At 34.6% G+C, this 21,803-nt stretch carries 19 protein-coding genes; 10 read left to right on the top strand and 9 right to left on the bottom strand.

Going from position 1 to position 21,803, the window contains the following annotated elements; translation table 11 throughout:
- The first annotated feature begins 37 nt into the window (after window positions 1-37).
- Window positions 38-667, top strand: coding sequence for a DUF4230 domain-containing protein (locus tag NQQ59_RS21100; RefSeq protein ID WP_144215195.1), 630 nt, complete (start codon window positions 38-40; stop codon window positions 665-667).
- 129 nt (window positions 668-796) lie between these two features.
- Here NQQ59_RS21100 and NQQ59_RS21095 read toward each other — a convergent pair whose 3' ends face one another.
- The 8 genes from NQQ59_RS21095 to NQQ59_RS21060 all read right to left on the bottom strand — a co-directional run bounded on the left by NQQ59_RS21095 (window position 797) and on the right by NQQ59_RS21060 (window position 9,658).
- Window positions 797-2,569, bottom strand: a complete 1,773-nt coding sequence (locus tag NQQ59_RS21095; protein WP_144215194.1) for an aromatic amino acid hydroxylase — start codon at window positions 2,567-2,569, stop codon at window positions 797-799.
- A gap of 136 nt (window positions 2,570-2,705) precedes the next feature.
- Entirely contained in the window at window positions 2,706-3,152 is a 447-nt protein-coding gene (locus tag NQQ59_RS21090) for a hypothetical protein (protein WP_144215193.1), read from the bottom strand.
- A gap of 75 nt (window positions 3,153-3,227) precedes the next feature.
- Window positions 3,228-3,638, bottom strand: a complete 411-nt coding sequence (locus tag NQQ59_RS21085) for a group III truncated hemoglobin (RefSeq protein WP_144215192.1) — start codon at window positions 3,636-3,638, stop codon at window positions 3,228-3,230.
- Window positions 3,639-3,717: 79 nt separating this feature from the next.
- The gene (gene ilvA / locus NQQ59_RS21080; RefSeq protein WP_144215191.1) at window positions 3,718-4,962 is read right to left on the bottom strand and encodes a threonine ammonia-lyase IlvA; all 1,245 of its coding nucleotides are present in this window, start codon (window positions 4,960-4,962) and stop codon (window positions 3,718-3,720) included.
- 272 nt (window positions 4,963-5,234) lie between these two features.
- Entirely contained in the window at window positions 5,235-5,774 is a 540-nt protein-coding gene (locus NQQ59_RS21075) for a DUF4136 domain-containing protein (RefSeq protein ID WP_144215190.1), read from the bottom strand.
- 35 nt (window positions 5,775-5,809) lie between these two features.
- Complete coding sequence (locus NQQ59_RS21070) at window positions 5,810-7,786, bottom strand: urocanate hydratase (protein WP_144215189.1); 1,977 nt, start codon at window positions 7,784-7,786, stop codon at window positions 5,810-5,812.
- Between the two features lie 706 nt (window positions 7,787-8,492).
- Window positions 8,493-9,467, bottom strand: a complete 975-nt coding sequence (locus tag NQQ59_RS21065) for a 2-hydroxyacid dehydrogenase (RefSeq protein ID WP_144215188.1) — start codon at window positions 9,465-9,467, stop codon at window positions 8,493-8,495.
- Between the two features lie 11 nt (window positions 9,468-9,478).
- Window positions 9,479-9,658: a DUF5522 domain-containing protein gene (locus tag NQQ59_RS21060; RefSeq protein ID WP_095928730.1), complete on the bottom strand. Its 180-nt coding sequence runs from the start codon at window positions 9,656-9,658 to the stop codon at window positions 9,479-9,481.
- 116 nt (window positions 9,659-9,774) lie between these two features.
- Between NQQ59_RS21060 and NQQ59_RS21055 the strand changes: the two genes are divergently transcribed.
- From NQQ59_RS21055 to NQQ59_RS21030, 6 genes are all read left to right on the top strand, one after another.
- Window positions 9,775-10,110 carry a hypothetical protein gene (locus NQQ59_RS21055; RefSeq protein WP_144215187.1) on the top strand — a complete coding sequence of 112 codons (336 nt, stop codon included), beginning with the start codon at window positions 9,775-9,777 and terminating at the stop codon, window positions 10,108-10,110.
- Window positions 10,107-11,015, top strand: coding sequence for a 1-aminocyclopropane-1-carboxylate deaminase/D-cysteine desulfhydrase (locus NQQ59_RS21050; protein ID WP_144215186.1), 909 nt, complete (start codon window positions 10,107-10,109; stop codon window positions 11,013-11,015). The genes NQQ59_RS21055 and NQQ59_RS21050 overlap by 4 nt, the downstream gene beginning before the upstream one ends.
- Window positions 11,008-11,907 (top strand): glucosaminidase domain-containing protein, encoded by a 900-nt coding sequence (locus NQQ59_RS21045; protein WP_144215185.1) that lies wholly within the window; start codon window positions 11,008-11,010, stop codon window positions 11,905-11,907. The genes NQQ59_RS21050 and NQQ59_RS21045 overlap by 8 nt, the downstream gene beginning before the upstream one ends.
- A gap of 34 nt (window positions 11,908-11,941) precedes the next feature.
- The gene (locus tag NQQ59_RS21040; protein ID WP_144215184.1) at window positions 11,942-12,133 is read left to right on the top strand and encodes a hypothetical protein; all 192 of its coding nucleotides are present in this window, start codon (window positions 11,942-11,944) and stop codon (window positions 12,131-12,133) included.
- A gap of 98 nt (window positions 12,134-12,231) precedes the next feature.
- The gene (gene hemL / locus NQQ59_RS21035; RefSeq protein WP_144215183.1) at window positions 12,232-13,518 is read left to right on the top strand and encodes a glutamate-1-semialdehyde 2,1-aminomutase; all 1,287 of its coding nucleotides are present in this window, start codon (window positions 12,232-12,234) and stop codon (window positions 13,516-13,518) included.
- Between the two features lie 150 nt (window positions 13,519-13,668).
- Window positions 13,669-16,143, top strand: coding sequence for a zinc-dependent metalloprotease (locus tag NQQ59_RS21030; RefSeq protein ID WP_144215182.1), 2,475 nt, complete (start codon window positions 13,669-13,671; stop codon window positions 16,141-16,143).
- 47 nt (window positions 16,144-16,190) lie between these two features.
- On the opposite strand, the gene NQQ59_RS21025 is transcribed toward NQQ59_RS21030, so the two are convergent.
- The gene (locus NQQ59_RS21025; RefSeq protein ID WP_144215181.1) at window positions 16,191-16,631 is read right to left on the bottom strand and encodes a hypothetical protein; all 441 of its coding nucleotides are present in this window, start codon (window positions 16,629-16,631) and stop codon (window positions 16,191-16,193) included.
- A 288-nt stretch (window positions 16,632-16,919) separates the two neighbouring features.
- Here NQQ59_RS21025 and NQQ59_RS21020 point away from each other — a divergent pair, with 288 nt between their 5' ends.
- The 3 genes from NQQ59_RS21020 to NQQ59_RS21010 all read left to right on the top strand — a co-directional run bounded on the left by NQQ59_RS21020 (window position 16,920) and on the right by NQQ59_RS21010 (window position 21,789).
- Window positions 16,920-18,389, top strand: coding sequence for an MFS transporter (locus NQQ59_RS21020; RefSeq protein ID WP_144215180.1), 1,470 nt, complete (start codon window positions 16,920-16,922; stop codon window positions 18,387-18,389).
- Window positions 18,390-18,395: 6 nt separating this feature from the next.
- The gene (locus NQQ59_RS21015; RefSeq protein WP_144215179.1) at window positions 18,396-19,445 is read left to right on the top strand and encodes an MFS transporter; all 1,050 of its coding nucleotides are present in this window, start codon (window positions 18,396-18,398) and stop codon (window positions 19,443-19,445) included.
- Window positions 19,446-19,572: 127 nt separating this feature from the next.
- On the top strand, window positions 19,573-21,789 hold the full coding sequence (locus tag NQQ59_RS21010) for a molybdopterin oxidoreductase family protein (RefSeq protein ID WP_144215178.1): 2,217 nt from the start codon (window positions 19,573-19,575) through the stop codon (window positions 21,787-21,789).
- The last annotated feature ends 14 nt before the right edge of the window (window positions 21,790-21,803 follow it).

The following is a 21,803-nucleotide window of genomic DNA, read 5'->3' as shown; positions in this document are numbered from 1 at the left end:
AAAAAATTAAGTAAATTGGTCTTAAATTTTTATTAGAATGCAAAACTTGATCAAAAGAATTATAGGTGTCGGTGTCATCGTTTTATTAATTGTTCTCGCTTTTAAATATTGTGATTTCAAAAAAGACGACGATTCTTCAATGGATTATAATACCAATTTAATTCAGCAGCAAATTTTAAATGTTGGGAAATTGGTGGTAACCGAAGGACATTTTTCAGAAGTCGTTACTTATAAAAATCAGCAGAAATATTTTATGGACATGGTTTCTTTTGAGAAGAAAGCTTTAGTAGTTGTAAATGCAAATGTTACGGTTGCTTACGATTTACATCAGATGAAATATGATATCGATGAAAAAAACAAAACGATTACGATTTTAAATATTCCAAAAGAAGAAATTACCATAAATCCTGATATTAAGTTTTACGATGTTGAACAAAGTAAACTGAATCCTTTTACGGGAGACGATTATAATAAAATCAACAAATCAGTAAAAGCGAATCTGGCTAAGAAAATCGAAAAATCTACACTTAAAACTAACGCCCAAAACAGATTAATCAGCGAATTGTCGAAGATTTTAATCATGACAAATTCAATGGGATGGAAACTCCAATACAATGGGAAAACTATTGAGTCTGAAACGGAGTTGACCCAGGATTTGAAATTGTAGTTAAAAAAAAGAATCTCGCAAAGACGCAGAGTCGCAAAGTATTTTACTTAAAAAAATTTTCTTTGCGACTCTGCGTCTTTGCGAGAGATTATAAATTAACTAGTTTAAACTAAAAAAAAACTTAGCGCCTTAGTGTCTTTGTGGCAAATTAGAAGAACTATCAAAAATTAAATCAAATCCTCCAGCAATTAAATGCGCAATTTCAGGGCGTTTAATTTTCAATTGATCCAACTGTGCCAAGACTTCTTGTAAAAGTTGTTTTTCATCAGAATCTTTCAAAAGTTCAGCAATTTCAACTAATAATAACCAGTCGTTTGTATGATTGTTTTTTAGTTTTTCAAAAACAGATTGTAATTCAGTTTTAGAATTTTTATTGTTTCGAATGTCGCGAACAGTTGCGTATAATTGCTCCAATTCGTCACGTTCGTCTGTATGTTTTGCTTTAATAGTTTTAGTTGAAGGAACAATATTAATTAAATCAAAACTATTCACATCGGCTGGACCAGAAAAAGCAGAAATCACTTTTTTGCCAATTGCCATATCGTAATTACCCCAATCTGGCTGAAATAAAATCGTTTCTCCGTGAGTTACAGTACAATTTTTAAAGCTAATTAAAATGATTTCTCCGTGAAGATTTCTCGAACCTGTGATAATTTCTCCTTCCACAATAATATTGCCTTCAAACTCCAGTTTTATCTTTTCGCCTTCAACAATACTGTACGCCTGTAAATCTTTCGGACTCATATCTTCAATCGCTAGATTAAAGCCTTTCAATTTCCCAATCGGACTTCCAAATCCATGAGGATGGGTTAAAGTTCCGTGACCGACTAATTCTTTTTCGCGGTAAGCCAAAGCTGTTTTTCCAGTAGTTTGGATATAAACCGGTTTTCCTTCTTCCTTAATAACATTAGTAAAAACTCCCGAAATTTGTAAACCAGTACTCAATTCAATTGTTCCCAAAGCGTTCGATTGAATCAGTTTTTTAATACCTGATAAACCGCCAGTTCGCAACGCCATTTTATTAGCAAATTCTTCTAAAATCAAACTCAAATGAGAAAAAGTCGGCGTTACATAAAGCTGCGGTTGTAACTGTGTAATATCAAAATTCCGATTCGCAGCAGAAATATCATAAGGAATTTTCTTCACCTTATCGGTCATGCAATGAGCGCTTTCACCAATTGAAGAAAGTAATCCAGCACCATAAATTTTCGGATTTTCAACAGTTCCAATCAAACCATATTCAACAGTCCACCAATGCAGGTTTCTAATTTGAGCCATTTCAGATAATTCACCCATATCGTTTTGTAAATCGGCAACCGCTTTTTCTGCTTCGTCGATTTTTTCCTGTGGTGTATCTTCGGCTTCTTTCAAAATAGAAAGCAGACGAATTGCTTCGTACATCTGATAATCTTTATGAGAAGAAATCGCTTTACAGCCAATTTCGCCAAAACGTCTCAAATATTCCGCATATTCAGGATTGGCAATAATAGGAGCGTGGCCAGCACCTTCGTGGATGATATCTGGAGCAGGTGTATATTCAATATGTTCTAATTGACGAATATCTGAAGCAATAACCAGAACATTATAAGCCTGAAATTCCATGAAAGCATTTGGTGGAATAAATCCGTCAACCGCAACCGCTGCCCAGCCAATTTCACTTAGAATTCGGTTCATTCCGTACATCGACGGAATTGAATCAACTTCGATTCCAGTTTTTTTCAAACCGTCCAAATAAGAACGATGCGCTACTTTAGAAAGATAATCTACATTTTTACGCATCACATATCGCCAAACCGCTTGATTGATAGGAGTGTAATCACTATAATCTTGTGGCTTAATAAATTGCTGTAAATGTTTAGGCAATTTTTCTAATAGCGGATTGGTTTCAATATTTGGATTCATTTCGAAAACGTGTAAGTTAAAATGTAAAATTACGAATTTAACCTGCCTTTTTTGTGATAATAATCACAAAAGTTTTGTTCGAGAGAACCTTTATTGCGTTTTTGTAAGTTTTTGACGGAAAGAAGAATGCAGCCTTTTAGCAATCATTATTTTCAAAACTTACTCTTTCCATTGTGTTTGCGTAGTTTTCAATATCCTTTTTGGTCATTGGAGTTTCTTTCAATTCTACTTTCAATTGTTTTTTAGTGTCAGGACTAATCCATAAACCTGAGAAAGTATTGCCTGCTTTCTTTAACATCAGAACACCGCTGAAACCATGTTCAACCATTATAAATTCATTTTCAACCTTTTTATTTTGTGAAGGATACAATTGAATCCATTTGTTGGATTTATTGTATCGATACATCGCAATATAGTCTAATTCAGCATTACACTGATTTTCCTCAGCTCTAATATAAAAAGTTACAGGCGTTTTTCCGTCAACCGTTCCTTTGTATAAATTAGAAATTGAAGCTTGAGATTGTGCCGTTAATTGATTGAAGAATGTAAAACAGATTACAATAAAGAAAATTACTTTTTTCATAAATAAAAGAATATCGATTTGGGGTTAATTCAGTTAATCAAATATAGACTTCTACTTTTGTTTGAAAGAAATTTTTTAAGATTTTTTTGCTGCGTTTCTCAATTCGTTTTCTGCATTTCTAAAATATTCAATTTTATGGCTAAACATAAAAGCCATATTAGTAGCGCGCATTTTGGCTTCTTCAGTTACTGGCCCCGCAAACTGCAAATCGATTGTGGAATTAAAAATGGCGATCCAGCGGTCAAAATGAGTTTGGTCAACAGGCAGTTGTTTGTGAGGTGGAAATGGCGTACCTGAATAGGCACGGACATCAAATAAAATAGTCTGCCAGAATCCGTACATTTTCTGTAAATGCGGTTCCCAGCGATCTTGTAATTTGTCATTGAAAATTGGACCAATAAGATCGTCTTTTCTAACGTTGCCATAAAAGCTGTCAACCATTTGTTTAATGTCTTCTATCGTGGAAATATCTTTAAGAGTTGTCATTTTTTTAGTATTTAAAGTGGAATGCAAAAATACGATAACTTCTTTTTTGTTTACTGATATTTATCAGTATCAGCAATCGCTAACCAATTAATTGCGTAAACAAATCCTGATTGTCGTTCAAATATTGAAATTCAAATCCGTTTTCAGTCATTTTTAGTTTGATTGGCATGATATCATTTTTATTTTTCAGTTCTAAACCAACCACAACAGAACCCACTTCGCGGCTGTTTTTCTTAGCAAACTGAAAGTAAGTAATGTCATCATCCGGACCTAAAATATTGTTTACAAATTCTTTTAAAGCGCCTGGACGCTGCGGAAACTGAATCATAAAATAATGCATTAAACCTTCGTAAAGCAAAGAACGTTCTTTGATTTCCGCAGTTCTTTCAATGTCGTTATTACTGCCACTTACAATACAAACTACATTTTTACCTTTTATTTTATCTTTATAAAAATCCAAAGCAGCAATGGTTAAAGCACCGGCAGGTTCAACGACCATTGCTTCTTCATTGTATAATCTTAAAATTGTGGTACAAACTTTTCCTTCGGGAACCAGAATAATATCTTCCAGATTGTATCGACAGATTTCAAAAGTTTTATCACCAACTTGTTTTACGGCAGCACCGTCTACAAATTTGTCAATTGTTTTTAAAGCCGTATTCTGATTTTCTTCAATTGAAGTTTTCATTGAAGGGGCACCTTTTGGTTCAACACCAATAATTTTAGTATGTGGACTCAAATGTTTAAAAACTTCAGACAATCCAGAAGCCAATCCACCACCGCCAATAGGAACAAAAACATAATCGATAGGTTCTTTAAAGTTTTCTAGAATTTCCAGTCCAACAGTTCCTTGTCCAGCAATTACTTTTTCGTCATCAAAAGGATGGATAAAAGTTTTATGATTTTTGATAGCATCGGCGGTTGCCGAAGCGTATGCATCATCAAAAGTATCTCCTGTTAAAACAATTTCAACAAACGATTTTCCAAACAATTGAACTTGTTTTACTTTTTGTTTTGGAGTAGTTTTTGGCATATAAATTTTGCCATGAATCTTCAGAAGATTACAAGAATAGGCAACACCTTGCGCATGATTTCCTGCACTGGCACATACAGTCCCGTTTGCTTTTTCAACTTCATTTAACGAAGACATTTTGTTGTAAGCGCCACGAATTTTATAAGAACGAACAATTTGTAAATCTTCTCTTTTTAATAAAATAGTCGATTCAAATTCGTCTGAAAGATTAAGGTTTTGGGTTAAAGGCGTCGCTGCAACTACATCTTCAAGTTGCTTTTTGGCGTTAAGTACTTCGTTGAATAAATCCATTTTGTTTGTTTTTCTGTCACGAATTACACCAATTGCACTAATTTTTATCTTTTAATTAAAAAGTAATTCGTGAAAATTGGTGCAATTCGTGGCTAATATTAAATTTCATTTAAAATAAAAAAACCTCCCGAGTTGGGAGGTTTTATAAATTATATTTTACATACTGATATAACACCTCGCCATCACTGCTGAATTGCAATAATGTTAATAATAGCGATAATAATGTTAGTATAGTTTGTCATTTTAACTAATTGAATAGCAAAAATAGATAATTATTTTTTAACTGGCGGATATTGAGCTAAAATTTTGTTTACAAATTCAGCTACTTTTTGATCTTTTTTATCAATGTTTCTAGTCAAAGTTCCTTGACCTTCACCTTGCCAAATCATTTCTTTCTTTTTAGCGTCGATCAAATCAATGTATAAAGTACCTTCAGTAGAAGTCGAAACAGTAGTTTGATTTCCTCCATACATCATCCACGGATTCCAACCCCAGCCCCAGCCGTAACCCCAGCCGGCACTAAATTGGTTTACATTTACCTCTTCTCTTGATTTGGTAAAAATATTTACTAGTAAATCTGGATTTTCACTTTTAGTAAGACCTTTGGCTTGCATCTCAGCATCTATTGCACGAAGAATACGTCTTTTATCCAAATCAGAAATCTCTACTTTATCAATTCCGGGCTTAAAGAAAGCATAAGTCTTGTAAGGCGCAAAATCGACATTTTTGTCGTAATCAGAATATACAGTAACACTGCTGCATGAACTTAGAATCAGCAACAGAAAAAGCGGAACTAATTTGAATGTTTTCATAATTATTAGAATTTTAATGTTCTCAATTTTATTTTCTAAAGTAAATTTTCATCTACAAAATTAGGTAAAGTTACTTTAAGTAAAGGCTCAACTTCCATTGCTCTTTTTATAGCAAAAACAGCACCTCCGTTTCGGGCCCAGCTTCGTCTTGAAATTCCGTTGTTAACATCCCAGAAAAGCATTGAAGCTAAACGTTTTGAAGCCTCTGTAGAACCATCAAGAACCATACCAAATCCGCCGTTTATGACCTCTCCCCAGCCAACGCCACCGCCGTTATGAATAGAAACCCAGGTTGCTCCTCTAAAGCTGTCCCCAATCACATTATGAATCGCCATATCGGCAGTAAATCGGGATCCGTCGTAAATATTTGAAGTTTCTCTGTAAGGCGAATCAGTTCCTGAAACGTCATGATGATCGCGTCCTAAAACCACAGCGCCAATTTCACCTTTCGCAATGGCTTGATTAAAAGCTTCCGCAATTTTGATTCTTCCTTCTGCATCAGCATACAAAATACGAGCTTGTGAACCTACAACCAGTTTGTTTTCCTGAGCGCCTTTGATCCATTTAATGTTGTCCTGCATTTGCTGCTGAATTTCATCAGGTGCAGTTTCGGCCATTTTTTCTAAAACTTCGCAGGCAATTGCATCGGTTTTTAATAAATCTTCTGGTTTTCCAGAAGTACAAACCCAACGGAAAGGTCCAAATCCGTAATCGAAACACATTGGTCCCATAATATCCTGAACGTAACTCGGATATTTAAAATCGATATTATTTTCAGCCATTACATCTGCACCGGCGCGAGAAGCTTCTAATAAAAAGGCATTTCCGTAATCAAAAAAGTAAGTTCCTTTTGCAGTATGTTTGTTAATCGCATCTGCATGACGGCGTAAACTTTCCTGAACTTTTTCTTTGAATAATTCCGGATTTTCAGCCATCATTTTGTTAGCATCTTCAAACGAAATTCCAACAGGATAATAACCTCCAGCCCAAGGATTATGAAGCGAAGTTTGATCTGAACCTAAATCAATTTTGATATTTTCCTGATCGAAACGTTCCCAAACATCAACCACATTTCCTAAATAAGCAATTGAAACCGTTTCTTTTTTGGCTTTCGCCGAAGCAACTCTGGCAACCAATTCGTCAGTAGAAGTTACCACTTCATTAATCCATCCTTGTTCGTGACGGATTTTAGTAATCTTCGGATTTACTTCAGCGCAGACCGTAATACAGCCCGCAATATTTCCAGCTTTTGGCTGTGCTCCAGACATTCCGCCAAGACCAGAAGTTACAAATAAATTGCCTTCTGGATTTTGTTTTATTTTTCTAAAACCATTCAAAACTGTAATTGTAGTTCCGTGTACAATTCCTTGTGGACCAATGTACATATAACTTCCTGCAGTCATTTGTCCGTATTGCGAAACTCCAAGAGCGTTCATTCTTTCCCAATCATCCGGTTTAGAATAATTTGGGATTACCATTCCGTTTGTAACCACAACTCTTGGTGCTTCTTTATGCGAAGGAAATAATCCCATTGGATGCCCAGAATACATGGTCAAAGTCTGCTCATCTGTCATTTCAGACAAATACTGCATTGTCAATAAATATTGCGCCCAGTTTTGGAAAACAGCTCCATTTCCGCCATAGGTAATCAATTCATGTGGATGCTGTGCCACAGCATAATCCAGATTGTTCTGAATCATGTGCATAATTGCTTTTGCCTGCAATGATTTTCCTGGATATTCGTCAATTGGTCTTGCGTACATTTTATAATCTGGACGAAGACGATACATATAAATACGGCCGTATTTTTCTAATTCTTCTGAAAATTCAGGAAGTAACTCGGCGTGATGTTTGGAATCAAAATAACGCAAAGCATTTTTCAGTGCCAGCTTTTTTTCTTCTGCCGAAAGGATTTCTTTTCTTTTCGGAGCGTGATTAATAGCTGAATCGTAAGCCTGCTTTGGTGGCAATATAGAAGGGATTCCTTGTTGTATGTGTTCTTTGAAAGTCATTTTTTTTAAGCTACTAAGTTGCTAAGGTTCTAAGCTACTAAGGTATTGTAGTCAGATTAACAACAGATTAATTTTTGTTTTTTTAATTATGTTGCCCCGCTGGGGCTTTAATGTGACGGACTGTTAATTGATGCTATAAATATTTCGCTCCTAACGGAGCTGATAAAATTTACAAGATCAATTTAGGTCACCCCGTTGGGGCTTTAATGTGATGTCATGACAACTATTTCTATAAACATGTCGCTCCTAAAGGAGCTTATTAAATTATCCAATCCAAACATAAAGCCTTAAAAAGGCGAAATATTTTATAGAAAACAATTTAGTACCGAAACAAAAGCTCCAGTGGAGCGAAAATATCGGTTAATAAACGAATCAATAAAAAATATCCAATCCAAACATAAAGCCTTGGAAAGGCGAAATATCTATAGAAAACCATTTACCACTCAAACAAAAGCTCCAGCGGAGCGAAACATTGATTAGCGAAATTAGATTTTCAATTAAAATTTATTTTTAATTATCTAATTTTCAAATTGTCACATTTTCAAATTTAAAAAAAACTAAGGATAACGGATATCCGACCTGTGATACGATTTATAAATCGTAATCTTAAACTTTCTTGAACGAATATCCATATGTGATATTTTAGATTTTAGATTGTTGATTTTAGATTGGGATTATCTAATTTTCAAGTTGGCACATTATCTCATTAATTATAAACTTCCTCATTAACACAAAACGGCATTTTTTTATCTTCAAAAAGTGCGATTATATTTTGTGCGGCACAAACTGCCATTCCGTTTCGGGCTTCATAAGTTGCGGAACCAATATGTGGTAAAACACAACAATTAGGAAGTGACAATAACGGATTGTCAAATTTCATAGGTTCTGGATTCGTAACATCCAATCCAGCGCCCCAAATTATATTGTTAGTCAAAGCATCAAACAAATCATTTTCATTTTGAAATTTTCCTCTTGCTGTGTTGATGAAAATCGCATTAGATTTCATTTTAGCAAAAGTATTTTTATTGAAAAGTTCATTGTTTTCTTCGCTATAATTAGAATGAACACTTAAAACATCACTTTCTGCAAGTAAGGTTTCAAAATCAACATATTTTGCATCCAATTCTTTTTCGGCAGCTTCATTATGAGAACGATTGTGATAAATAATATTCATTCCGAATGCTGCCTTGCATTTTTTAGCCATTTCAATACCAATTCTTCCCAAACCGAAAATTCCTAGCGTTTTGCCGTAAAGTTCCTGACCTAAATTAGCTAACGGATCAAAACTTCCCCAATCATCATTCAAAATTCTTTTATGATTGAAAAATGATTTTCTCGCAACACTTTGCATCAATAAAAACGCAACATCAGAAGTTGCTCGGCTCAAAACATCGGGCGTATTGCCAACAGGAATTTTTCTGCTGTTTGCTGACGGAATATTCACAGCGTCAAATCCGACAGAAAATAAAGCGATGCCTTTTAAATTTGGACATTGCTCAAAAAAATCTTCGTCTAATTTGTTTGTTCCAACATTCAGCAGCGCATCATGTTCTTGACAGATTTTTATAAATTCTGCTCTTGATAATCCGTTTTCTGTTGGATTTATTGTAAAGTTAATGCCTTTATCTTGAAGCAATTTAATGCCAGCTTCGGGTATATTTTTATTGATAAAAACCTTCATCTTGTGGTATTCTAATTTTTGTTTATTCTTCCTGTTTTTTTATCATATCCGTATGGACAATGGCGACAACCGCTTTTGCAGCAATAGCCACGTTTTAAATGATGTTTTTCAGTAAAGCATTTATAACCTTCGGGCGTATAGTAAAAATCTTCACCTTCGATTAATTTATTTTCATTACTTTGCTCTTTCATAAATCTGTTTCGGGTTCCATTTCGAGTGAACTTAAAATCAAAAATATAAATATTTGATTATGATTTTATTGAAATCGAACAATTCTATAGCTACAAATTTATAAATTTTACAGCCAATGTTTCTGATTGTTGCTAAATATTTAATTCCGAAAGGGTATCGTGGAATGACTTTATTTCCTTTCGTTTTGGTTAAATATGATTTCGATAAAGGAAATAAAGTTTTCATAAATCACGAAAAAATACATTTAAGACAACAGCTGGAAATGTTAATTTTTCCGTTCTATATTTGGTATGTTTTTGAATTTTTAATTCGTTTAATTCAATATAAAAACAAAGATTTAGCCTATCGAAATATTAGTTTTGAAAGAGAAGCTTATTCAAATGAAACTGATTTGAATTATCTGAAAAACCGATCTTTTTTTCAGTTTTTAAACTACATTAAATTAAAATGAAACCTGTTTTTAATCAACATATTTCGATTGATTTTCCAAATGATATTTCCTTGACCATAAAGCGTGAAGATCTCATTCATACTTTTGTTTCAGGAAATAAATTCAGAAAACTGAAATACAATTTACTTCAAGCGAAAGCCGAAAACAAAACCACTTTATTGACTTTTGGCGGTGCATTTTCGAATCATATTGCTGCTGTAGCCTATGCAGGAAAGGAGAAAGGTTTTAAAACTATCGGAATCATTCGAGGTGATGAACTTTTGGATAAAATCGAAGAAAATCCAACTTTGAAATTTGCTCAGGAAAACGGAATGCAATTCGAGTTTGTTTCGAGAGAAGAGTATCGTTTAAAGAGCGAAACATCCTTTATAGAAAAATTGAAAGCCAAATTTGGAGACTTTTATTTAGTTCCCGAAGGAGGCACAAATGAATTGGCTGTAAAAGGCTGCGAAGAAATTTTGACAGAAGAAGATTCTGTTTTCAATTACGTATGTTGCGCGGTTGGAACTGGTGGAACTATTTCTGGATTAATAAATAGTGCATGGCCAAATCAGCAAATTTTAGGCTTTCCAGCGTTAAAAGGTGACTTTTTAACCGATGAAATTCGTATTTTTGCCAAAAAAGATAACTGGAATTTAATTTCTGACTATCATTTTGGAGGTTATGGCAAGATAAATTTAGAATTAATCGAATTTATCAATACTTTTTTCGAAGAAAATAAAGTGCCTTTAGATCCAATTTATACAGGAAAGATGGTTTTTGGCGTTATAGATTTAATCCACAAAAATTATTTTCCTGCGCATTCAAAAATTTTACTCATCCACACAGGTGGATTGCAGGGAATTGAAGGAATGAATATAAAGTTGAAGCAGAAAAAATTACCAATACTCAAAACCAATGATTAAAAAAATTGTATTACTTCTCGTAATATTAGCTTTAGCAAGCTGCTCTTCTAGTAAGCCTGCCATCGCGACGACTAAAAAAGCGGCTGCAGTTCAGGCCAGAACAGCCTCAACAAAAAGAAGCACTCCTGTTAAACCAATCGGTAAAAATTACCCTTCTACCAATAATACAACTGAGGTTATTCAATCTACTTCAAAAACAGTTGTAACAAGCGATTTGATTTCTAATTATATTTTGCAATATAAAGATATTGCAATGGGAAATATGAAAACTTACGGAATTCCTGCTAGTATTATTTTGGCTCAAGGAATTTTAGAATCAGGGGCAGGAAGAGGAGATTTAGCGTTGGAAGCAAATAATCATTTCGGTATAAAATGTCATAAAGATTGGCTTGGAGAAAGCGTTCGCCATGATGATGATTCGGCTCAGGAATGTTTTAGAAAATATCCTCAGGCATCAGAATCGTATAGAGATCACGCTTTGTTCTTGGTTGGCAAAAAAAGATACGAAAAATTGTTTACCTATGAAAAAGATGATTATAAATCTTGGGCAAAAGGTTTGAGAGCAGCGGGTTATGCAACAGATCCAAATTATCCAGATAAATTAATCAGCTATATTGAACGTTATAATCTGCATCAGTATGATTGCCAGGTTACAGGAAGGAATTATGTTGCAATTAACAAGTCGGCTCCAACAAGAAGTTCTTCTTCAGTTGCGAATTCCGATCCAAAGATCAATATGAATTCATATGATCCGAATTCATATGAAGTTCAAAAGGGAGATACATTGTATTCTATTTCGAAAAAATTCAATTTATTGGTGGAAGATTTAAAAAAGAAAAATAATCTGACTGATAATACGATTTCTATAGGACAAAGGTTAAAAGTAAAATAGTTTTCAGTCGCAGTCTCGGTTTTCAGTTTGGATAATGAAGAAGAAAATTACAGTTTTGATTTTAATTTCTGCGATAGTTTTAACCATCAGACTTTTTTGTGGAGTTTATGAACATGATGAATTTGCAGAAACAAACTTTTTTATAAAACATCGACCAACATGGAAATGGAGATTTTATTCTCCGATAGGAATGTCTGATATGAAAATGGAAGAGCTTTCAAAATAAAAACAAATAGAACAACAATATTTCAATGAGTTTGTAAGAAATCAAGGTTTAAGCAGATAGTTTAAATCTAAAATCTGAACTCAAAAATCTAAAATTAAATGTTATATAAAAGAAGTAGTCAGCTATTTGCTGAAGCAGAAAAAGTAATTCCAGGAGGAGTAAATTCACCAGTTAGAGCATTTAAAGCTGTTGGTGGAACTCCGATTTTTGTAAAAAGCGCAAAAGGTGCATATTTATATGATGAAGACGGAAACAAATTAATCGATTATATTAACTCTTGGGGACCAATGGTTTTAGGTCATGCGTATCAGCCAGTTGTGGATGCGGTAATCGACAAAGCAAAATTGGGAACTTCATTTGGAATGCCAACAGAATTAGAAACAGAAATCGCAGCTTTGGCAGTTTCTATGGTTCCAAATATTGATAAAATTCGTTTTGTAAATTCAGGTACAGAAGCTTGTATGAGTGCGATTCGTTTGGCTCGCGGATTTACAAAAAGAGATAAAATTGTAAAATTTGCAGGTTGCTACCACGGACATTCAGATTCATTTTTGATTCAGGCAGGAAGTGGAGCGGTTACTTTTGGTTCGCCAAACAGTCCTGGAGTTACAGAAGGAACAGCAAAAGATACTTTGTTAGCCAAATACAATGATTTAGAAAATGTAAAAACATTGGTTGAAGCTAATAAAGGAGAAATCGCAGCTATTATTATTGAAGCTGTTGCAGGAAACATGGGATGTATTGTTCCAAAAGAAGGATTCTTGCAAGGTTTAAGAGATTTGTGTACTGCAAACGGAATCTTATTGATTTTTGACGAAGTAATGACAGGTTTCCGTTTGGCTCGTGGTGGAGTTCAAGAATTATATGGAATTGACGCTGATATCGTAACTTTCGGAAAAGTTATTGGTGGAGGTTTACCAGTTGGAGCTTTTGCAGCACGTGAAGAAATCATGAATCATTTAGCGCCTCTTGGACCAGTTTATCAGGCCGGAACATTATCTGGAAATCCGTTGGCAATGGCAGCAGGTTTGGCAATGTTGAAAGCACTTGATTCTGACAGAGCAATTTTTACACGTTTAGAAGAAAAAACAGCTTATTTAGAAGCTGGAATTGATAGAGTTTTAAAAGCGAATAATGTTGTTTTCACTATCAATAGAGTTGGTTCGATGATTTCGGTTCACTTTGATGCAAATCCAGTTACCGATTTTCAAACGGCTGCAAAAGGAGATAATGAAACCTTTAAGAAATTCTTCCACGGATTATTGCAAGAAGGAGTTTATATCGCTCCATCTGCATACGAAACTTGGTTTATTACAGATGCATTGACTTATGAAGATTTAGATTTTACAATCAACGCAATTGATAAAGTTTCTAAAACTTTCTAAAATAAAAAATAGAATTATTTAAGGCTCACTTTTTACTAAGTTGAGCCTTTTTTTATGAACGGATTTTTGTAGTTAAAAAAGAAATATTTCGCATCTATATTGTAAGAAAAGTTATTTTTGTTTGATAAATAACAATTAAACTAGCAATAAATGAAGAAATTTTTCATTTTATCTACAATAGCGGTCTTAGCGCTATTTCCTACAAACCAATTTGCTCAGAATAAAAAGAAAAAAGACCAAAAAGATGCTGTAATAGCTCCGCCAGAAAAGAAACCAGAATCTTCAATTAAAGATTACAATAAAGTAATTACCAAAGATGCCGTTTCTGATGAAGGACTTTTTACGGTTCATAAAGTAGACAAAAAATACTATTTTGAAATTCCGAATAAGTATTTAAACAAAGACATGCTTTTGGTAAGCAGATTGGCAAAATTGCCTTCTAATTTAGGAGGAGGCTACGTAAATGCTGGTTCTGAAACAAATGAACAATTGATTGTTTGGCAGCGTTTTCAGGATAAAATTCTAATCAAATCTAAATCATATAATTCGGTTGCAAACGATTCTTTGCCAATAAGTATTTCGGTTAAAGCCAATAATTACGAGCCTACTTTATTTGCTTTTGATATTGTAGCATTCAGTAAAGATTCGGCAAATACGGTTATTGATGTTACTAAGTTTTACAGTACCGATGTAAAAGCAATTAGCGGAATTTCTGCAGAAATGCGAGAAACTTATAAAGTAAGAGGATTAGACGATTCTAGAAGTTTTATCACTGCTATGAAAAGTTTTCCGATGAATATTGAGGTCATTCAGGACTTTACTTATAATGCTGCAAAACCTTCGATGTTGGAAGAATCTGAATCCATCAGTATTCAAATGAATCAATCTATGATTTTATTGCCAGAAGTTCCAATGAAACCTAGATTGGCAGATCCGCGTGTAGGATGGTTTACAGTAAGTCAGTACGATTATGGAAGCAACGAATTAAAATCAGATCTTAAAACGTATATAAGACGCTGGAGATTAGAACCAAAAGATCCAGAAGCATACAATAGAGGAGAACTGGTTGAGCCAATAAAGCCAATTGTTTATTATTTGGATCCTGCAACTCCTGAAAAATTGAAAAAATACATCAAGCTAGGAATTGAAGAATGGCAGAAACCTTTTGAAACAGCTGGATTTAAAAATGCTATTATCGCAAAAGACGCACCGACTAAAGAGGAAGATCCAGATTTTAGTCCAGAAGATGCACGTTATTCCGTTATTCGATATGTGGCAAGTACAACTCGAAATGCTGTTGGGCCAAGTGTTGTTGATCCGAGAACAGGAGAAATTATTGAAAGTGATGTAATTTGGTACCATAACCATTTACGTTCTTATAGAAATAGATATTTGTTAGAAACTGGAGCCGCAAATCCTTCAGCAAGAACTTTGAAAACAAGTGACGAAGAAATGGGCGAAATGATGCGAATGGTCATTGCTCACGAAGTTGGACATGCATTAGGTTTTCCGCATAATATGGGAGCGAGCTGTGCTTTTGATGTGGAGAGTTATAGAAATGGTGCTTTTACAAAAGAAAATGGAATTTCTGCCAGTATTATGGATTATGCTCGTTTCAATTATATTGCGCAGCCGGGTGATCAGAATATTCGTTTTATTCGAAAAATGGGAGCTTATGATCACTATGCTTTGAATTGGGGGTATAGAATAATTCCAACCGCAAAATCTCCTGAGGCAGAAACGCCAACTTTAGACAAATGGATTTTAGAAAAAGCAGGAAATCCGATTTATAAGTTTGGAAAACAAAGCAGCGCTTTTGACCCAAGTTCTCAAACTGAAGATATTGGAAATAATTCGATGAAAGCAAGTACTTATGCGCTTAAAAATTTAGAATATGTGGCAAGTCATTTAAGTGAATGGACAAGCACAGCGACTAATGACTATGAAGATTTAAATGAATTATACAAAGAGCTTTTGGATTGCTGGAGCCGTTATGTTGGCCATGTTGTTACCAATGTTGGAGGAATTTATGAAAATACTAAAAAGCCAAATCAGGCGGGAAGTGTTTATGAAGTAGTTCCAAAAGCCAAACAAATTGAAGCGATGAACTGGCTTCAGAAAAATGCGTTTGAGTCACCAACTTGGATTGTCAATACCAAAACATTACAAAATACGGAGTTTGCTGGTTATACAGAAAAGTTTAGAAACATTCAGGTAAGACAACTCAACAATCTAATGACTTTAGGAAGAATTGGACGTTTGATGGATAATGAAATTTTAAACGGTGACAATTATAAAGCTTTAGACTTCTTTAAAGATATTCGTAAAGGAATTTGGAAAGAAGCTGCGACTGCAGGAAATGTAACGGTTTATCGCAGAAATCTACAGCGTGCTTACATTGACAGAATGAGCTATTTAATGACTGAGGAAATTAAGCCGAATGATAGATCATTTGTTTATTTTAACACAGGACAATCTGATTTAAGAGCTTTAGTTCGTGGAGAATTAAGTACATTAAGAAAATTGCTTGTTACAGCAAACGCTGGAGCTGTAAATACAGAAACAAAATACCATTATGAAGATTGTATCAAAAGAATTGATTTGATTTTAAATCCGATTAAATAATAACAACAAAAAAGAGGCTTTTAAAGCCTCTTTTTTTATGCATCAAATTAGATTTTATCTTTTCTGCGCTCTTTCATATTATCTCGCATTTTGTCTTTTTTCTCTTCTTGTAAAGCTTTCCATTTGGTGTATTGATCTGCTTTTAAGATCGATTTCATTTTAGCATCGTTTGCTGCAACTTCATCTTCCATTTGTTTTTTGAAAGCCGCTTTTTCTTCAGCAGTTGGTTTAGTGTTGCTGTCTTTTTTGTCTTTTCTAGCTTCTCTAAATTTTTCAGCTTTAGCAGTTCTGTCGGCCAAAAGTTGTTTTACTTGTGCTTGTTGACTGGCATCTAAACTTAATTGAGTTGTCAATTTTTGAAGCTGTTTTTCATTACGTTGTTCAGGAGTCATTCTTTCTCTTGGTTCACGAGATGGTTTTTGGTCCATGTCCTGTGCAAAACTTGCTATTCCAACAAATAACATAGCTGCGATAAATAATTTTTTCATTTTAAGTTTTTTTAATTGTTTTATAGTGATTAGACTTTCTTCTTGGAAACAGGTTTAATCTCACTTTTAAAATTGTGTTTTATTTAACAGATTGAACACTAGCTTTTTTAAGAATGAGTTTAAATAAGATTATGATAACGCTAAATCTGTATTTGTAAGTGTTTTACTTTGGATATTTTTTTTTAACTTTAGGAAAGTTATTGTTTTTCAGTGTTTTATGAAAAACAATTTTTAGGTACCCCATATTTCAGTATAGATTTCCAAAAACATAATTTAATACTTAATTCTATGGCAGATCTCTCCCAATCCCATCGTATTCTTTTCTTAAACACTTTGGCTTTTGCCATTTGTTTTGCTTGTTGGACACTTAATGGAGTATTAGTTACTTTTTTAGTCGATAAAGAAATTTTTGACTGGAGCGTTGTACAAATTGGTTGGCTTTTAGGAATTCCTGTTTTAACAGGATCCATTATGAGGCTGCCAATGGGAATCTTAACAGATAAATTTGGGGGAAGAATTGTACATTCTGCTTTATTGATATTAGCTTCAATACCTTTATTTCTTTTGCCTTTTGCAACTTCATTTACTGTTTTTGCTATTCTAAGTTTTCTATTCGGAATGGTCGGAACCAGTTTTGCTGTTGGTGTAGCTTCAACGTCAGTTTGGTATCCAAAAGAGTGGCAAGGAAGAGCCTTGGGAATCTTCGGAATGGGAACTGCAGGAGCTTCCATAACACCTTTTTTAGCGCCTTCATTATTAAGTAAATTTTCAGAAACGGATCCAGAAAACGGTTGGAAATTGCTTCCTGTAATTTATGGTTCTGCTCTTTTATTGATGGGAATTGTATTTCTGATTTTCGCAAAAAGCAAAAAAAGCGAAGCCCAGTCTAAAACCTTAAAGCAATTGGTACAGCCTTTAAAACGAGTACGTGTCTGGCGTTTTGGAACCTATTATTTTTTAGTATTTGGTTCGTTTGTGACATTCTCTCAATGGCTCTTGCCTAATTTTATGAATGTTTATCATACTTCTTTAATTCTTGGTGGAATCTTTACTTCTTGTTTTAGTTTACCTGCTGGAGTAGTTCGTGCTTTTGGTGGTTTTTTGTCGGATAAATTTGGAGCTAGAAAAGTGATGTATTGGGTTTTGAGTTCTTCAGTGATTTTAAGCTTTTTGCTGCTGTTTCCCAAAATGGATGTTACGACTTCAGGAAGCGGATTGTTAGCCAGTAAAGCAGGAACAGTTACGACAGTTGCTCCAGATAAAATAGTAATTGAAGGAAAAGAATATGCTATCAGTCAGAAAGATGAAAATCAGCCGTATTCTCAATTTTTTCCATCTAAAAAAACATGGCAGGAAGTAGTTGTAGCCGAAAATCAAAAAGTACAAAAGAAAGAGCTTTTGGCAGAAGGAATCACTCAAATTCATTTTGAAGCCAATATGTGGGTGTATTTGGTTTTGGTGATTCTAATTGGAATTTCTTGGGGAATTGGTTCTGCCGCAGTCTTCAAACACATTCCAGATTATTTTCCAAATGAAGTTGGAGTGATTGGCGGAATGGTGGGACTTTTAGGAGGTTTGGGCGGATTCTTCGGACCGATTATTTTCGGGTATTTATTATCCTTTACTGGATTTTGGACCAGTTCATGGTTCTTCATTTTAGCCTTATCGCTGACTTGCCTGATCTGGATGCACCGGGTAATTGTGAAAATGACAAAAGAAAGACTGCCAGAAATGGCTAAAGATATTGATCGAAAATAAAGTATCATGAAAGAAAGAACATTCAATAGAAAAGCATTATTAATTGCAACCATTGCTTCGGTTTTTATGGTCGTTTTGGTTTTCTATGGATCAAGAAAACTACAAAATTTTGATGCGGCTTTAATAACGTATTTATTCGGAACACTTTTCGCTTTTTTTGGAGTGGTTTACAGATACACCGTTTGGTTACAGCGTCCGCCAACTTGGATGTATTTCAAACGAGGAATTCATTTTCTGTTTACCGGGAAAGTGTTTTCACATTTATGGTTTTTAGGAAAAGAATCGGTTCAAAATATCGCTTTACAGAAATTCATTTATCCAAGAGGAAAATACCGTTGGATCGCACATTTTTGTATTGCAATTGGTTGTTTTTCTGCTTTTGCAATTACTTTCCCACTAACATTTGGATGGATTCATTTTACGTTGGCTCCAAATTCCATTTCAGTTTACGAAGCTCATTTTTTTGGTTTCAAAGTAATGGATTTTGAATTGGGTTCTCTAATGGCATTTTTAACTTTTCATGCTTTAAACTGGTCTTCTTATTTGGTTATTTTTGGTTCGCTTTATTATTTAAGACGCCGTTTAACCAATCCAGGATTAATCGCCACTCAGACTTTTGAAGGTGATTTATTACCTCTTATTTTATTAATCGCTATTTCAGTGACAGGTTTATGTTTGACGTATTCTTATCAATTTATGAAGGGATTTGCGTATGATTTTCTAGCTGTAATTCATGCCGTAACGGTTATTATGTTTTTGATCTGGATTCCGTTTGGAAAATTCTTCCACATCATTCAGAGACCAGCTCAAATTGGCGCTCACATTTATAAAAAAGAAGGAATGAAAAAAGGAATGGCAATATGTCCAGAAACAGGAAAACCTTTTACAACACAGCTCCACATCGATGATTTAAAAATAGTAACCAAGCAATTAGGTTTTGATTTTAGTGATGATAAAGGGAATTCACATCTTGATTTAAGCCCAGAAGGAAAAAGAGATCGCTTGGCAAAAGCACATTTAAAAGCTAGAATAGAAGGCGGAAATTTATTTGGATGATTTTTAAAGTCTCAGTCTCAGTTTTTAGTTTACAGCTAAAAACTGTATACTGAGATTAAAATATAAAAATATACTCAGTCAAAGTTTATAACTGAAAACTGCGACCGAAAACCGAAAACTAAAAAAAATGGCAAAACTACCTGTAGCAGCTGAAAAGATAATTGAAGCATTTGGTCCACATTTGAATTATACGCCAAAAGAAGGGTATGAAGGGCGTGATGAACCAGACAAAATGGTAAAAACACATTGCTGTTTCTGCGGTATGCAATGTGGGATTCAATTATCTGTAAAAGACAATAAAGTCGTGGGTTTTGAGCCTTGGATGGAATTTCCTTTTAACGAAGGTCGTTTGTGTCCAAAAGGCGTTCAGCGTTATATGCAGAACAATCATCCTGATCGATTATTACATCCGATAAAAAGAGTAGAAGGAAAAGGATTTGAGAAAACGACTTGGGATGAAGCAATGGACAAAACTGTCTCTGAAATCAAAAGAATTCAGGAAAAATATGGGAAACATGCTTTTTCGATGTTATCAGGAGTTTCGCTTACGAATGAAAAAAGCTATTTGGTTGGGAAATTTGCCAGAGTCGCTTTAAAAACAAGAAATTTAGATTACAACGGACGCCTTTGCATGGTAAGTGCGGGCGCTGGAAATAAAAAAGCTTTTGGTTTAGACCGAGCTTCAAACAACTATTCCGATTTAGAATATGCTGAGGTTATTATTGTGGCGGGAGCGAATATCAGCGAAACCTTTCCAACTTTAACCCATTGGATTTGGAAAGCCAGAGATCGAGGTGCAAAATTAATTGTTGTCGATCCGCGTGTGATTCCTTTGGCTAGAACTGCAGATATTCATTTGGATGTAAGACCCGGAACAGATTCTGCTTTATACGGAGCAATGTTAAAATATTTGGTAGATCACGATATGTTGGATCACAATTTTATTGACAACTACACTTCAGGATTTCAAGAAACTATTGATTCGGTAAAAGAGTATACGCTGGAATGGGCAGAAGAAGTCACAGGAATTTCTAAAGAAAAAATCAAAGCCGCAGCCGAATTATGGGGAAAAGCAAAAACAAGTTTTTTACTGCACGCAAGAGGAATCGAACATCATTCAAAAGGTGTTGATAATGTAATTGGATGCATCAATCTAGTTTTGGCAACGGGAAGAATTGGAAGACCTTATTGCGGTTACGGAACTATTACTGGACAAGGAAATGGTCAGGGCGGAAGAGAACACGGTCATAAATGCGATCAATTGCCCGGAAATCGCGATATCGAAAATATGGAACATCGAAAATACATTGCTGATGTCTGGAAAATTAAAGAAGAAGATATGCCACACAAAGGCATAACCGCTTACGAAATTATCGAAGCTATTCACAGTGGTGAAATAAAAGGATTGATTTCGATATGTTTTAATCCGTTAGTTTCTCTGCCAAACAATAATTATGTGCGTTCGGCTCTTGAAAAGTTGGAGTTTTACGTTGCCATAGATTTCTTTTTGAACGAAACTGCCCGTCATGCGGATATTGTTTTAGCAGGTTCGTTGCAGGAAGAAGAAGAGGGAACAACCACATCAGCAGAAGGTCGCGTCATTCGAATCAGACAAGCCGTTACGCCACCAGGAGAAGCGAGAACTGATACTTCAATATTATTAGAATTAGCCAAAAGATTAGGCGAAGAGGAACGATTTACATACGCTGACAGCGAAGCTATTTTTAATGAATTGCGAGTAGCATCAAAAGGAGGAACCGCTGATTACAACGGAATTACTTATAAAAGAATTGAAGATAATATGGGCGTTTTCTGGCCGTGTCCAACCGAAGACCATCCAGGAACGCCAAGATTGTGGGAAGATAAAAAGTTTGCCACTCCAGACGGAAAAGCACATTTTAATCCTGCTCCATATAAATTGCCTGGTGAAATTACAGATAAAGAATATCCAATAATATTGACAACAGGACGAGTTGTATCGCAATATTTAAGCGGCACACAAACAAGAAGAATCGGAAAATTAGTCGATCAATTTCCAGAACCATTATTAGAAATTCATCCAGAAATGGCAAGGAAATATAATATTCAGCAAAGAGAATTAGTGAAAGTTTCAACCCGAAGAGGAGAAGGAATTTTTCCAGCTAATATTGTAGAAACCATTCGAAAAGATACAGTTTTTGTACCGTATCACTGGCCCGGGAAAAAATCAGCCAACCAGTTAACGCCTGGAACTTTAGATCCGATTTCTAAAATTCCTGAGTTTAAAGTTTGTGCTTGTAAACTCGAACCATTAGGAGAAATCGAAAATTCATCAGACAAAACAACTGCTTATGCCAGCGTTTAATCTATAAAAAGCAA

The sequence above is a fragment of the Flavobacterium panacis genome (assembly GCF_024649945.1).
Classification (GTDB): Bacteria; Bacteroidota; Bacteroidia; order Flavobacteriales; family Flavobacteriaceae; genus Flavobacterium; species Flavobacterium panacis.
The sequence above is the reverse complement of the archived record's forward strand: the minus strand, read 5'-3'. Positions and strand labels throughout refer to the sequence as shown.

Bases quoted from the DNA above. Each gene is read 5' to 3' on its own strand.
- NQQ59_RS21100 (WP_144215195.1), top strand. From the start codon at position 38: ATGCAAAACTTGATCAAAAGAATTATAGGTGTCGGTGTCATCGTTTTA.
- NQQ59_RS21095 (WP_144215194.1), bottom strand. From the start codon at position 2,569: ATGAATCCAAATATTGAAACCAATCCGCTATTAGAAAAATTGCCTAAA.
- NQQ59_RS21090 (WP_144215193.1), bottom strand. From the start codon at position 3,152: ATGAAAAAAGTAATTTTCTTTATTGTAATCTGTTTTACATTCTTCAAT.
- NQQ59_RS21085 (WP_144215192.1), bottom strand. From the start codon at position 3,638: ATGACAACTCTTAAAGATATTTCCACGATAGAAGACATTAAACAAATG.
- ilvA (WP_144215191.1), bottom strand. From the start codon at position 4,962: ATGGATTTATTCAACGAAGTACTTAACGCCAAAAAGCAACTTGAAGAT.
- NQQ59_RS21075 (WP_144215190.1), bottom strand. From the start codon at position 5,774: ATGAAAACATTCAAATTAGTTCCGCTTTTTCTGTTGCTGATTCTAAGT.
- NQQ59_RS21070 (WP_144215189.1), bottom strand. From the start codon at position 7,786: ATGACTTTCAAAGAACACATACAACAAGGAATCCCTTCTATATTGCCA.
- NQQ59_RS21065 (WP_144215188.1), bottom strand. From the start codon at position 9,467: ATGAAGGTTTTTATCAATAAAAATATACCCGAAGCTGGCATTAAATTG.
- NQQ59_RS21060 (WP_095928730.1), bottom strand. From the start codon at position 9,658: ATGAAAGAGCAAAGTAATGAAAATAAATTAATCGAAGGTGAAGATTTT.
- NQQ59_RS21055 (WP_144215187.1), top strand. From the start codon at position 9,775: ATGTTTCTGATTGTTGCTAAATATTTAATTCCGAAAGGGTATCGTGGA.
- NQQ59_RS21050 (WP_144215186.1), top strand. From the start codon at position 10,107: ATGAAACCTGTTTTTAATCAACATATTTCGATTGATTTTCCAAATGAT.
- NQQ59_RS21045 (WP_144215185.1), top strand. From the start codon at position 11,008: ATGATTAAAAAAATTGTATTACTTCTCGTAATATTAGCTTTAGCAAGC.
- NQQ59_RS21040 (WP_144215184.1), top strand. From the start codon at position 11,942: ATGAAGAAGAAAATTACAGTTTTGATTTTAATTTCTGCGATAGTTTTA.
- hemL (WP_144215183.1), top strand. From the start codon at position 12,232: ATGTTATATAAAAGAAGTAGTCAGCTATTTGCTGAAGCAGAAAAAGTA.
- NQQ59_RS21030 (WP_144215182.1), top strand. From the start codon at position 13,669: ATGAAGAAATTTTTCATTTTATCTACAATAGCGGTCTTAGCGCTATTT.
- NQQ59_RS21025 (WP_144215181.1), bottom strand. From the start codon at position 16,631: ATGAAAAAATTATTTATCGCAGCTATGTTATTTGTTGGAATAGCAAGT.
- NQQ59_RS21020 (WP_144215180.1), top strand. From the start codon at position 16,920: ATGGCAGATCTCTCCCAATCCCATCGTATTCTTTTCTTAAACACTTTG.
- NQQ59_RS21015 (WP_144215179.1), top strand. From the start codon at position 18,396: ATGAAAGAAAGAACATTCAATAGAAAAGCATTATTAATTGCAACCATT.
- NQQ59_RS21010 (WP_144215178.1), top strand. From the start codon at position 19,573: ATGGCAAAACTACCTGTAGCAGCTGAAAAGATAATTGAAGCATTTGGT.